The organism is Falsiroseomonas sp., assembly GCF_030695085.1.
Taxonomy (GTDB): domain Bacteria; phylum Pseudomonadota; class Alphaproteobacteria; order Acetobacterales; family Acetobacteraceae; genus Falsiroseomonas.
In genome coordinates this window covers 1-12,427 of sequence record NZ_JAUYTS010000117.1, presented here as the reverse complement: position 1 = coordinate 12,427, position 12,427 = coordinate 1, and the positions used below count along the sequence as shown (strand labels likewise).

Sequence of the window (12,427 nt, the reverse complement as noted above, 5' to 3'; positions counted from 1 at the left end):
CGCCGCAACCCCGCCACCGCCCCACTTGGCCGATTTTGCACCACGGCGTTGCCAGCGCCCGCCGGGGCGACCATACGCATCGCATCGTCGGCCTGGGGAGGATCTAGCCATGGACAAGGAAGAACTGACCGCCTGGGCGCTGGCCAATGGCTGGCAGATGCTGGCCGGCCACCCGAGCCTGACCAAGCCACGCGCGCCGAAGGAGGCGATCGTCCGCCTGATCCTCAAGACCACGGTCGTCCATGTCGAGGTGAAGAAACCGGCCGGAAAGTGGGAAAAGATGACCGGCGCGGCCTATGGCAGCATCAAGCCAGACCCTGACACGGGCCTGCCGATCGGCCTTGGCCTCGACAGCATCACCGGCTTCACCATGCTGATGCAGGACAACAAGGACCGCCAGGTTTTCGCCAAGATGACCGGCGGCGCCCCCTGAAACGCCTTGCCGGCCTCGACCTGCGCCGCCCGTCGGTGCATAGGGGCCGCTTGTATGAGACTGGAGTTCCCCCCGGATGAAGCCATCCGATATCGCCCGCGTGCAGGCCTATCTGCGCCGCCTGCTGGCCACCGACCGCATCACCCTGCTGGCCCCTGCCCGCCCCGGGCTTTCGGTGGAAGTCGCGGTGCAGGATGAGGTAATCGGCACGGTGCATCGCGACGATGAGGAGGGCGAGGTCTCCTACGCCGTGATGCTGACGGTGCTGGAGGAAGACCTGCCACCCGCCTCCGCCCCCGCCGCGCCGCCGCGCGGCCGGCGCTGAGGCCTGCGCCTTACCAGCGCCCGCGTTCCGGCTTGGCACCCGGCGGCAGCCGCGGCTGAAGCAGAAGGTCCGGCATCGGCGCGGATGGCATGGCCGGCGGCACAATTCCGGTGCCGCAGGCCGGGCGCAGAATGCCGCAATCCCAGGCATGCCGGTCCGGCCGCCCGGTCATCGTGCCGCCGCGGGTGAAGCGGCAGGCGCAGAGCCGCCCGGCGAGGCAGGCCACCGCGCCCTCCCGCGCCGCGGTGCAGGCCGGCAGGTCCTCCGCCCATGCCGGCGTCACGCCAGCAAGCAGGATCAGCAGGGTCAGGATCAGCCGCATGGCCCATCCTGCGCCGCCGCCGATGAACCGGCGGTTGACGGCGTCAGGCGCCGCGCAGCGCCTCCAGCACCACATCCTCGGTCAGGATCTGCGGCAGCAGGCGGGGCGCGGCCGCACCGGGCGCCCAGTACAGGTACATCGGCACCCCATCCCGCCCCTGGTCGCGCAGCAGCGCGGAAATCGCCGGGTCGCCGCGGGTCCAGTCGGCCTTGAGATAGGCCACACCCTGCGCCGCGAAGGCATCCCGCACGCCGGCCGCCCGCAGCGCCACGCGCTCATTCACCTGGCAGGTGATGCACCAGGCGGCGGTGGCATTGACGAAGACGGGCCGTCCGGCCGCGCGAAGTTCCGCCACGCGGGCGGCGGACCAGGGCTCGGCCTGGGCATCGGCGGCGGCGGCCACGGCGGGTGCGGCGGATAGGCGCGGCAGCAGCGCCAGCACCACCAGCAGGGCCACGCCCGCCGCGGCGGTGCCGGTGACCCGCAGGCGCCCCTCGGCGCGCTGCGCCAGGCCCAGACCCCACAGCCCGGCGGCCAGCACCACGGCGCCGGCCAGGCCGAACAGCACCCCATCCGGCCCCGCCTGCAGGGACAGCACCCAGATCAGCCAGGCGGCGGTCGCATACATCGGGAAGGCGAGCGCCTGGCGCAGCCTTTCCATCCAGGCGCCGGGCCGCGGCAGCGCCCGCGCCAGCCCCGGCACCACGCCGAGCAACGCATAGGGCGCGGCCAGCCCCAGCCCGAGCGCCAGGAACACCGCCATGGTCGCCGCCGGCGGCATCACCAGCGCGGCGCCGAGGGCCGCGGCCATGAAGGGGGCCGTGCAGGGCGTCGCCAGCAGCACGGCCAGCCCACCGGTGGCGAAGGCACCGAGCGGGCCGCCCCGCCCGGCCAGCGCCTGCCCGGCGCCCACCGTACGGCCGAGCGTGAAGACGCCCGACAGGTTCAGCCCCACCGCCAGCACCAGCCAGGCCATGGCGGCGACGAAGGCGGGTTCGGTGAACTGGAAGCCCCATCCGGCGGCCACGCCCGCCGCGCGCAGCGCCACCAGCAGCCCGCCGATCGCGGCAAAGCTGGCCAGCACGCCGGCGGTATAGGCCGCCGCATGCAGGCGGATCTCGCCGTGCGCCGCGCCGCCCATGCGGGCCAGGGCCATGGCCTTCATGGCGAGTACCGGGAAGACGCAGGGCATCAGGTTCAGCACCAGCCCGCCGGCCAGCGCCAGCAGCAGGGCGTGCCACAGCGGCAGGGTTCCGGCCGGTTGCTCCACGGGGCCGGTGACCGCCGCTGAGATATCGAAGGCGGCGCGCTGGCCGCCGCCATCGCGCAGCACCAGCGTGCCGGCCAGCGCCGCGGGCGCGGCATCGGCCAGCAGGGTCAGGCCGAGCGTCAGGCTGCCGTCGCGCAGCCGCATCGGCTGGGGCGCGGTGTTGTCCAGCACGCCTGGCTCGGCCGGGAAGAAGAAGGCGTCCTGCACCGCGGCGCTGGTCAGGCCGGTGCCGTCCATGGTCAGGCTGGCCCGCCCTGCACCGCCACCGGCGCGCAGGGTCCAGGGCAGCGGGCGTGGCCGGCTGGCCTCCGCGGCCTCGAACAACGGGGTGGTCACGGGGGACGGCACGGCCGCATCCGCTACCGGCAAGGTCAGGGTGAAGCTGCCCTCCTCCGGGATGCAGACATCGGCGCAGACCAGCCAGGTGGCCTCCGCGCGCAGCGTCAGCATCTCGCCGGGCGCCAGGCTGGCCGGCAGGCTGACCCGCAGCGGCAGCAGCACCTCACCCGTATAGCCGTAATTCACCAAGGGGCCGTAGGGGATGCGCTCCGGCGCCGGCCAGGCGATCGGCCCGGCGCTGGCGCCCTCCGGCAGGGCGAGCTCGATCTCCGGCGCGGCGCCGGCATCGCCCGCATTCTTCCAGTAGCTGTGCCACCCCGGCGCCAGCCGCAGCCGCAGCCCGGCCTGGAAATCCTGCCCCGGCGCCACCGCCGCCACATCCGCCACCAGGGTCGCGGTGGCGCGGGCGGACTGGACGGCGGCACTTTCCATCGCCGAGGCAGGGGCGAGGGGCGGAATCGCGAGGCTCAGGCCGAGCAGAAGGGCGGTGCGGCGCAGCATGCTGCCTACATAGCATGCCGCGGCGAATTTGCGCGGTCGGGTTCAGCCCGTTGGCGGCCCGGGTGGCAGTTGCGCGGCCAGGTCCCGGATCGCCTGCGCGACCTCCTCCGGCGCCTGCCAGGGAATCTCATGCTCGCTGGCGGCGGTGATGCGCAGCGCCGCGCCCGGCAGCCGGGCCGCCAGCTTGCGCTGTGCCAGCAGGGCGAGTTCATGGGCGACCGCAGGCTTCAGGCCGCGCAGCACCACCACGGCACCCCGGGTGGAGGCCAGCACGATGCAGGGCTGCTGCGGCGGCGGCGCGGCATCGACGGCCTCGGTATCCGCCACCAGGCAGGCGAGTTCGGCACGCGTCGCCTCCAGCCCCCAGGGCGATTGCGAAAGCCGGGTCCAGGCGGCCTGCATGGTCTCCGGCGTGACCTGGCCCGGCCGCGGCGGCAGGCCCTGCTGCAGGCGCCGCAGCCGCCACAGGCCCAGCCGCGCCGCCGGCACCTTCCACCACAGGGACCGGGCGAAGCTGGATTGCGTGATGGCGCCGGCGAGGTCGGCCGGGATCGTCTCGACCAGCACCAGCCCCGCGACATCTTCCGGATGCCGCGCCGCGTGCAGCCGCGCGATGTGGCCGGAACAGGAATGCGCCACCAGCAGCCAGGGCGGCGCCAGGTGCAGCGCGTCCAGCAAGGCGCGCTGATCCGCCAGGCTGGCCTCCATGTCACGCGCGCCGATGGCCCGGTCGCTCCACAAATGGCCGGCCCGGTCGAAGGACAGGGTCAGCCATTCCGGCCCGAGCGCCGCGACAACCGCGGGCCAGGCCAGGCAGCCATTGGTCAGGCCGCCATCGAACACCAGGACCGGCTGGTCGACGCCGCGGCGGCGGCCCTGCAGCACCGCATGCAGCCGCACGTCGCCGATCTCGACGAGAATCCCGGGCGCCGCGATCCGCCGGCGTTCCCGCGCCGATTGCCATGCCTCCCACCCCAGGGCGCCCACCGACAGAAGCGCAATCGCGGCCAGGGCCGACCAGAACATCGTCAAGCGACGTCGCCACACCGGGTCATGGGCGCGACGGACACATGGCCATTCCTTCGCAATACCGGATACGGGCGCCGCCGCTGGCCGCGGGCGCCAGGCGCCTCGGCGTGCTGTTGCTCCGATGAGCCATTGGCGCTGTCTCCGGAGGTGGACGAGGCGATGAGCCTGCGACGTATACGTCGATGACGCAATGGGACAAATGGGTAGGTCAAATTTGACGATACTGCATGTTGAGGGGTGTATGGAGGCGCGATTCGTCGCGTCACGCCCGCCTTTGTCGAAGGAAAGCGCCTGCCATCCGGATGTCGCATTCAGTCATATGGCAGCCCTGTGGGCGGATCAGGGTGGGGCGGGTTCCCGATCCGCCAACGCGTGGCGGCGGCGGCGCCGAGGCGCGCCGCGACGGGCCTGGCACCAACCAGGGCAGAAATCGCATGCCGGCCACGCCGCCCCCCGCTTGCCGGAGGGCGGGGGCTTCGCTATAGGCCACGCCTCACCGCGACCCGCCGGAGTGTAGCTCAGCCTGGTAGAGCACTGTGTTCGGGACGCAGGGGCCGGAGGTTCGAATCCTCTCACTCCGACCAATCGGAAGCGGTGGGCATCGCCCCGCCAGGACAACGTCCTGGCGGGGTTTTTTGCGTCCGGCCCGCCGCCCCCGGCGCGCGGCGCGTGGCGGCAGCGCCAAAGATTATACAAATTTCATGACAAAACGCTTCCTTGCGGCGCGCAGCCTGTTACTGCTTAGAAATAACGCAGCCGCTATCGCATCCCGAGGATTGCACATGATTCGATCATCTACCTTGGCCATTTCTGCATTAATTTGTGGCATATTGGGCAATCCGGGTGCGGTTTCGGCCCAACAGACCATCGAATCTGCCGGGCTGACCATCGCAACCACGCCGGCCATTACCTCGGACTACGTCTTCCGCGGCCTGAGCCAGACCCGGAACCGGCCGGCCGCGCAGCTCACACTGGATGTCGAACACACCAGCGGCCTCTATGTCGGCGCCTTCCTCAGCAATGTCGCCTTCGCCGGCACCAATGCGCGCCAGGAACTCGACCTGAACGCCGGCTACCGGATGGAAGTGGCCGGCGTGAAGCTGGACCTCGGCGCCACCTACTATGCCTATCCCGGCTATGACGCGCCGACCGGCGGCTATGAGCTGAACTTCTACGAATTCGCACTGCGCGCGAGCTATGAGGTGGCGCCGGTAAAGTTCGTCGGCCTCGCCGCCATCTCGCCCAACTTCACCGGCGAATCCGGCCTCGGCGTCTATCTCGAGGGCGGCTTCGACATGGCGCTGGATTTCGGTTTCACCATCGGCGGGCGCGTCGGCTACCAGTGGGTGGAGCGCAACTTCGCCAGGGCCGGTCGCAATGAGGGCGCCTTCGGCGCGGATGACTACCTCAATGTCTCGCTCTTCGCGTCGCGGGAGATTGTCGGCGGCGTCATCGGCACGCTTTCCGCCGTGTTCACCTCGCTCGACCCGCGCGCCGATTGCTTCGGCGGCGCCAAGGTCTGCGACGACCGCGTGGTCTTCACCCTCAGCCGGCCGTTCTGACGGGACTCCGCGGCGCCCGGGACCCGATCCCGGCCGCCGCGGAGCCTGGGGCATACTCCCGCGCCGGTCCCGGCATCCGCGTCCGGACGATCCGCCGCATCAATCCCGCAAATACCACCCATGCCGGGCTGGCCAACCGGCCCCGGAGGCCGCATGTCTCCGCAGGCATCCGGCACCCTGGCCGGTCCACATCCGGGTTCAACGCCCCATGGGTTCGCGGCTCAAGGAACTGGAACAACGGCCGCCGGCCGGCGTCGCCACGCGCAAGGGCGCCGGGGTGCCGGAGTCCGCCATTTGATTTCCTGGTTCCATCAGCAGCGGCTCGATGCGGTGCATGCCGCCGTCATGCAGAGCGGCGCCACGAGCGTGCTCGATCTCGGCTGCGGCGAGGGCCATCTGCTGACCCGCCTGGCGGAGGAGCCGCGGATCCGGCGGATCGTCGGCATCGACCTGTCGCGCCCTGCCCTGGATCGCCTGCGTGGCCGCCTGGATGCCGCCCCGCACAAGACCGGTGCGCAGATCGATCTGATCCATGGCTCGCTGGTCGAGGTGGGGCTGTCATTCCGGAATTTCGACGCGGCCCTGCTGGTCGAGACCGTCGAACATGTGCGGCCCGAGCATCTTTCGGCGATCGAGCGATCCGTCTTCGGGACCATGCGCCCGCGCCTTGTCGTGATCACGACCCCGAATGCGGAATTCAATGCGCTGCTCGGCGTGCCGCGCCACCGCTTCCGCCACCCGGATCATCATTTCGAGTGGGACCGGGCGATGTTCGGGCGCTGGGTTGGCGGCGTTGCCGCCCGCAACGGCTACGATGTGGTGCGCCACGATATCGCGGGGCGGCACACGGTGCTGGGTGGCGCAAGCCAGATGGCGGTCTTCACCCTTCGAGACGCCAACGACCCCCTGCCCGCCATGGGGCAGGAGGTGGCCGGATAGGGCGCTTGCGGCACGGCGCCGGATGGCGCGGTGCGATCCGCGCCCCTGCCCGTGCCGGCTATGCGGCGGCACGGGGCGGCGCAGGGCGCCGTCCCGTGCCAAGCGGCCTCAGCGATGCAGGCGGACGCCCTCGCCCCAGCCCTGCTGGCGGCCGTAATTGGCGACCTGCCCGGCTTCGTAGCGGGGCAGAGCCTCGAGCTGCTCACGGGTCAGCTCCATCCGCACCCGCTCGCCTTCCGCGCCGAAGCGCAGCTGCTCGATCGGCACGGCCGCCTCACGCGTGCCGATGCCGAGGAACCCGCCCCACTCGATCACGGCCGCGCGCACCTGGCCGTTGCCGTCGATCAGCAGGTTCTCGACCTCGCCGGCATCGCGGCCATTGGCACCGACGACATTGGTGCCGATCAGGTTGGAGACGCGGGCCAGCGGCATGCCGGCCGCTGCCTGCGTGGCACCACCGGACTGCGCCGGTGCCGGCGCGGCGGAAGCGCCCGTCGCGGTGTTCGCCGCAGGCGCCGGGGAAGCCCCGGCGGGCTGCTGCTGACCCTGGGCCTGGCCACCCTGAGCCTGACCACCCTGGGCCTGGGCACCCTGAGTCTGGGCACCCTGAGTCTGGGCACCCTGGGTCTGGGTGGCAGCCTGACGCTCGGTGCGCACCACCGGCTCACCGGTCCTCTCGAAGCTGATCTGCGGCTGGCCCTCGGCCTGCTCCACCCGGACCCGCGGCTGTGCCTGCTGCACCTGGACGCGCGGCTGGCCCTGCGCGGCCTCCACCTGCGGCTGCGACTCGGACATGCGGACCTGCGGCTGCGCCTGCTCGACGCCGACCTGCGGCTCCGGCATCCGCACCGTGATCTGCGGCGCCGGCTGGCGGACGATGATCTCGGGCTGCGGCACCACCACGGTGATCTCCGGCGTGCCCTGCTGCACGCTCACCTGCGGCGGCGGCTGCGTCACCTGCAGGGTCGAGGAAGCCTGCACCTGCGAACCGGTGGTTGCACCGGCCTGGCCCGTCTGGCCCGCCTGGCCCGCCTGGCCCGCCTGGGCAGTCTGGGCGCCTGGCATGGCTGCCAGCACACGCTCCACGGCGGCCCGCGCCTGCGGCGCCTGGACGGTATCGCCCTGAAGCGTCTCGCGGGCCTCGGTCACGCGCTGGTCGAGCGTACGGCTGCCCGCGCTGGCGCGCTGCTCGGCCGGGCGCTGCTCCAGCGCCTGGCCGAGCTGGTCGATCGCCTGGCGCGCCTGCTGCACCGCCTGCTGCTGGGCCTGGCCGGTCGCGTTGCCGAGCTGCTGGTGCGCCTGGCGCAGCCGCTGCTCCGCCTGCTGCATGGAGCCCTGCTGGGCACCCTGCTGGGCGCCCCGCTGGGCGCCCTGCTGCTGGGTGGCGCCCGCCTGCGGCGCCTGCTGGGCCTGCGCGGCGGACCCGGCGGCGAGCGCGAAGGTCGCGGCTGTGGCCAGCAGGGTCGCGCGGATCGGGCTGAGGCGCCGGCTTTGCATGTTGATCATCATGGGCATGGTGTCCTTCTTATGGAGAAGTCCGGCTTGGCCGGCTCCCGGCCGCCGCCCGCCACTGCGGAGGACAACCGGGCATTCTCGTCACCTGACCAGGACAGAACGAGGCCCCCGGCAGCACGTTCAGAAGTCTTCCCCCTGCCAAATGAGTTCTTGAATCCAGGCTTTTTCGTCCAGAATCCGGCATTCTCGGTTCGGATTCACCGACACGGTGTTCAGATTCCCGAACTGGTCTTCCACACCCGCCGGTCCGGCATGAAGCCAGCGCGCGTTTCCGGCGTTGCTTGCTGACGAAACCGCTCGGCTCTCTCCGTCATGTCCCTGCAATGGCCATCCCTGCCGGTTTCCCTGCGCGTCCCGCTGCTGGCCGCGGCAGCCGTCTTCCTGTTCGTCACCGGCACCACGCAGATCGCGCTGCGCATGGCCGGGCACCGGATGGACCTGGAGGCGGAGCGTCTCGGCCGCGTCTATCTCGATGGCCTGTCCGCCGCCGTCCTGCCGGCGATCCGCGCCGGAAACCAGGCGGCGCTGGATGATGCGCTGCAGCGCGCGACGGGGTTCTATGAAGGCGTGCGGGAACGTGGCCTCGTGGTCGGCACGCCGGATGGCCGGCAGATCTCCGCCGCCGGCGTCGGCCCGGAACCGGACTGGCACGCCCCCTTCCTGCGCGGCAACCGGAACAAGGCCTGGGAGCTCTCGCCCGAGCAGGAGGCCGTCTGGGTCCAGCGGCCGCTGGAGGATGCCGGGCAGGTCGTCGCCATCCTGGCAGCGAAGCTGGATGTCTCCGCCATCACGCTGCGCCGCCGGCAGCTTCGCGCCGCCATGCTGGCCTTCGGGCTTGCGGTCGGCGTGCTGGGCGGTGCGCTGGCGGCACTGGCGGCGCGGCAGGCGATGCGGCCGGTGCTCGGTGTGACCTCCGCGCTGGACCGGGCCGGGGCGGGCCGGATCGCGCCCATCGCGCATTCCGCCCTGCCGCCGCCGGGCACCGAGGCCGCGCGCCTCGCCGCCGCCTTCAACGGCATGGTCGCCCATGTCGCGGACCGCGAGCGCCTGATGCGGCGCCTGGCGGAGCGTGAGCGCGGCGCGGTGCTCGGCCGGCTGGCCGCGACCGTGGCGCATGAGGTCCGCAACCCCCTCGCCGGCATGCTGACCGCGCTGGAATCGGCCCATGCCGGCGGCAATGATCCGGCCGAGCGGGCCGAGGCGCTGGAGATGATCGAGCGCGGGCTGCGGCAGATCGAACGCGTCGTCTCCTCGACCCTGGTGCAGCACCGCGACAACGGACCGCCCCGCCCGCTCCAGGCCGCGGATCTGGAGGATCTGCGCATCCTGGTGGCGCCGGAGGCAGCGCGGCATGCCGTGCGGCTCGACTGGATGGCGGCACTGCCGGGGGCCTTTCCCGTGGATGCGCCGCCGCTGCGCCAGGCGGTGCTGAACCTGCTGCTGAACGCCGTGGCCGCCACGCCGGCAGGCGGGCGCGTGGCGCTTGAGGCGGCGGTGCAGCCGGATGGCGTGCTGCTGCTGGCGGTGGAGGATGAAGGGCCTGGCCTGCCGCAGGCCGCCCGGCAGCGCCTGGCCGGCGGCAAGGCGCCGGAGGATGCCAGCCCCGGCCTGGGGCTGGAGGTGGTGGCATCCATCGCCCGCCGGATCTGCGCGCGCATCGCGGTGGAGCCCGGGCGCAAGGGCCTCGGCAACCGCGTCGCGCTCCGCGTGCCGCCCGCGATGCTGCACGCCGAAGCCGGGGCGCAGCCGGCCCTGGCCGGGGGGCAGCCGGCCTCGGCCGGGTGGCATTCGGCATGACGCGGGACCTCGCCGGCTGCAATGTGGTGATGATCGAGGATGACCCGGTGTTCGGCCGCGCCTTGGTGCAGCGCCTGCGCCTGGCCGGCGTCACCACCCATTGGGCGCAGACCGCCGCGGCCGGGGAGGCTCTGCTGCGCCGCCACCGCCCCCATCTGGTGCTGTGCGACATCCGCCTGCCGGATGGGGATGGGGAGGCGCTGATGCTCCGGCTGATGCCGGAACTCGGCGGCGTGCCCGCCGTGATGATGACCGCCTATGGCGGCCTGGACCAGGCGGTGCGCCTGCTGCGCGCCGGGGCCGATGACTACCTGGCCAAGCCCTTCCCGGCGCAGCGCGTGCTCGACAAGCTGCGCGCCTTCACGCGCGCCGATGACGGCGCCGCGGAGGCCGCGGACCTCGCCGCCGTGCTCGACCCACCCGGCTGGCGGTCCCCGCCCATGCTGGCCTTCCAGGGGGAGCTGGAGCGCGTCGCCCCGGCCGAGGCCACGGTGCTGCTGACCGGCGAAAGCGGCGTCGGCAAGGGCGTGGCCGCGCGCCGGCTGCATACCCTGTCCGGCGCCCGGGCCGCGGCGCCCTTCGTGGTGGTGGATTGCGCCGCCCTGCCGGCGGAGACGGCCGCGGCGGAAGCCGCCCTGTTCGGCGGCGAGGATGCCCCGGGCCTGGTGGAGGCCGCCGGCGCCGGCACCCTGTTCCTCGACGAGGTCGGCGACCTGCCCGCCGCCTTCCAGGCCCGGCTGCTGCGGCTGATCGCGGAGCGCCGCTTCCTGCGGATCGGCGAGGCGGCGCCGGTGGAGACCGAGGCGCGCATCCTGGCCAGCACCAATGCCGACCTGCCGGCCCGCGTCGCGGCCGGCACCTTCCGCGCCGATCTGTGGTTCCGGCTATCCGGCATCACACTCGCCCTGCCGCCGCTCCGCACCCGTCCTGACGACCTTCAGGACCTGGCCCGGCACTTCCTGCACCGCTTCGCGCCATCCGGACGCAGCCTCACCGGCGAAGCCATGGCCGCGATGCTGGCGCATCCCTGGCCCGGCAATGTGCGGGAACTGCGGAACCGGGTGGAGCGCGCGGTGCTGCTGGCGGATGGCCCTGCCCTCGGCGCGGCGGATCTGTTCCCGGAACGCGCCACCAGGACGGACCCCGCGCCATCCCCGGTGCCGCCCGGTGAGGTGATCGAGGCCGCGACCGGGACAGAGCCACTTTCCCTGGCCGAGGCGCGCGATACGGCGGAGCGGGCGCATATCCAGCGCGTGCTGGCGCGCTGTGGCGGGCGGGTTGGCGATGCGGCCGGGGCGCTGGGCGTTTCGCGCACGACGCTGTGGGACCGGATGCGGCGGCTGGGGGTTTCGGCGCGGTGAGGACGGTTGCCGGCCGGCCGGGCCCGTGAAGGGCGCATGGTGCCGGCACCATGATGCTGATCTCCGCCCGCTTTTCGGCCGGCCGGGCGGGTGCCACCACCGGGCATGGCAATCGGCAGCGCGCAGCCGACCGCCGTGTCCCGCTTGACGGAGCGCTGGCCCACAAACCACGGCCGGCCTAGGCTTCCCGGCAATGGGAGGGGTAACGGTCATGCAACGGCACCTGTCACGCACCATCCTGCTGCTGATGCTTGCGCCGGCCCCGGCAGCCTTCGCCGCCGGCAGCGCCGCACCACCCGTGGCGCAGGGCTGCCTCGGCTGCCACGGCCCGGCCGGGCGCGGCGCCGGCGCGGTGCCGGCCATCGCCGGACGGGATGCGGGCGAACTGCGTGCGCTGCTCCACGCCTTCCGCAGCGGAGGCCGCCCCGCCACCATCATGGATCGCATCATGCGCGGCTACGGCGAGGCGGAAATCGCCACCATGGCCGAGCATTTCGCCGGGGCACGCTGAGCCATGCGCCCCATTCCGCGCCGGACGGCGCTCCGCCTCCCCGCCCTGTTGCTTGCCGCCCCGGCCTTGGGGCGGGCGCAGGGCCAGGCCCGACTTCTGGTGGTGGGGGGCGGCTTCGGCGGCGCCTCCGCCGCCCGCTTCGCCCGCTCACTCGCCCCCGAGGTCGCCGTCACGCTGGTGGAGCCGCAGCCGCGCTTCGTCACCTGCCCCTATGGCAATCTGGTGCTCGGCGGGCTGCGGGAGATGCCGGCCATCACCCATGGCTATGAGGGCCTCGCCGCGCGTGGCGTGCGCGTGGTGCAGGATCGCGCCGTGGGCATCGACCCGGTGGCGCGCCGCGTCCGCCTCGGCGGGGGGGAGACGCTGGCCTATGACCGGCTGATCCTCTCGCCCGGCATCGCGCTGCGCTGGAACGCGATCCAGGGCTATGACGCGGCGGCGGCGGAGGCGATGCCGCATGCCTGGATCGCCGGGGATGGCGCGCAGCTGCGCCTGCTGCGGCGGCAGCTCCAGGCGATGCCGG

General features: G+C 72.8%; 12 protein-coding genes and 1 tRNA gene. 9 read left to right on the top strand and 4 right to left on the bottom strand.

Annotated elements, in window-relative coordinates:
• Positions 1–109 precede the first annotated feature (109 nt).
• Positions 110–433 (top strand): hypothetical protein, encoded by a 324-nt coding sequence (locus tag Q8S40_RS13230; RefSeq protein ID WP_305670768.1) that lies wholly within the window; start codon positions 110–112, stop codon positions 431–433.
• A gap of 76 nt (positions 434–509) precedes the next feature.
• A complete protein-coding gene (locus Q8S40_RS13225) occupies positions 510–758 on the top strand; it encodes a DUF3126 family protein (protein ID WP_305670767.1) in 249 nt (82 codons plus the stop codon).
• A gap of 10 nt (positions 759–768) precedes the next feature.
• Here the strand turns inward: Q8S40_RS13225 and Q8S40_RS13220 are convergent, their stop codons facing one another.
• From Q8S40_RS13220 to Q8S40_RS13210, 3 genes are read right to left on the bottom strand one after another with little or no spacing between them, the layout of a single operon-like run.
• Complete coding sequence (locus Q8S40_RS13220) at positions 769–1,080, bottom strand: hypothetical protein (RefSeq protein WP_305670766.1); 312 nt, start codon at positions 1,078–1,080, stop codon at positions 769–771.
• A 43-nt stretch (positions 1,081–1,123) separates the two neighbouring features.
• The gene (locus tag Q8S40_RS13215) at positions 1,124–3,190 is read right to left on the bottom strand and encodes a protein-disulfide reductase DsbD (RefSeq protein WP_305670765.1); all 2,067 of its coding nucleotides are present in this window, start codon (positions 3,188–3,190) and stop codon (positions 1,124–1,126) included.
• Between the two features lie 42 nt (positions 3,191–3,232).
• Positions 3,233–4,216 (bottom strand): alpha/beta fold hydrolase, encoded by a 984-nt coding sequence (locus Q8S40_RS13210; protein ID WP_305670764.1) that lies wholly within the window; start codon positions 4,214–4,216, stop codon positions 3,233–3,235.
• Between the two features lie 510 nt (positions 4,217–4,726).
• On the opposite strand from Q8S40_RS13210, the gene Q8S40_RS13205 reads away from it, so the two are divergent.
• The 3 genes from Q8S40_RS13205 (at position 4,727) to Q8S40_RS13195 (ending at position 6,720) form a co-directional block, all read left to right on the top strand.
• Positions 4,727–4,803 (top strand) — tRNA-Pro (locus tag Q8S40_RS13205).
• 198 nt (positions 4,804–5,001) lie between these two features.
• The gene (locus tag Q8S40_RS13200; protein ID WP_305670763.1) at positions 5,002–5,781 is read left to right on the top strand and encodes a TorF family putative porin; all 780 of its coding nucleotides are present in this window, start codon (positions 5,002–5,004) and stop codon (positions 5,779–5,781) included.
• Positions 5,782–6,075: 294 nt separating this feature from the next.
• Entirely contained in the window at positions 6,076–6,720 is a 645-nt protein-coding gene (locus Q8S40_RS13195; protein ID WP_305670762.1) for a bifunctional 2-polyprenyl-6-hydroxyphenol methylase/3-demethylubiquinol 3-O-methyltransferase UbiG, read from the top strand.
• A gap of 108 nt (positions 6,721–6,828) precedes the next feature.
• Here the strand turns inward: Q8S40_RS13195 and Q8S40_RS13190 are convergent, their stop codons facing one another.
• Positions 6,829–8,229 (bottom strand): PRC-barrel domain-containing protein, encoded by a 1,401-nt coding sequence (locus Q8S40_RS13190; RefSeq protein ID WP_305670761.1) that lies wholly within the window; start codon positions 8,227–8,229, stop codon positions 6,829–6,831.
• Between the two features lie 318 nt (positions 8,230–8,547).
• Between Q8S40_RS13190 and Q8S40_RS13185 the strand changes: the two genes are divergently transcribed.
• From Q8S40_RS13185 to Q8S40_RS13170, 4 genes are all read left to right on the top strand, one after another.
• Positions 8,548–10,032, top strand: coding sequence for a HAMP domain-containing sensor histidine kinase (locus Q8S40_RS13185; protein ID WP_305670760.1), 1,485 nt, complete (start codon positions 8,548–8,550; stop codon positions 10,030–10,032).
• The gene (locus Q8S40_RS13180) at positions 10,029–11,393 is read left to right on the top strand and encodes a sigma-54 dependent transcriptional regulator (protein ID WP_305670759.1); all 1,365 of its coding nucleotides are present in this window, start codon (positions 10,029–10,031) and stop codon (positions 11,391–11,393) included. Before Q8S40_RS13185 ends, Q8S40_RS13180 begins: the two co-directional genes overlap by 4 nt.
• A 211-nt stretch (positions 11,394–11,604) precedes the next feature.
• Entirely contained in the window at positions 11,605–11,904 is a 300-nt protein-coding gene (locus tag Q8S40_RS13175; protein WP_304814812.1) for a c-type cytochrome, read from the top strand.
• 48 nt (positions 11,905–11,952) lie between these two features.
• On the top strand, positions 11,953–12,427 hold a 475-nt coding region (locus Q8S40_RS13170), incomplete at its 3' end, for an FAD-dependent oxidoreductase (RefSeq protein WP_305670758.1).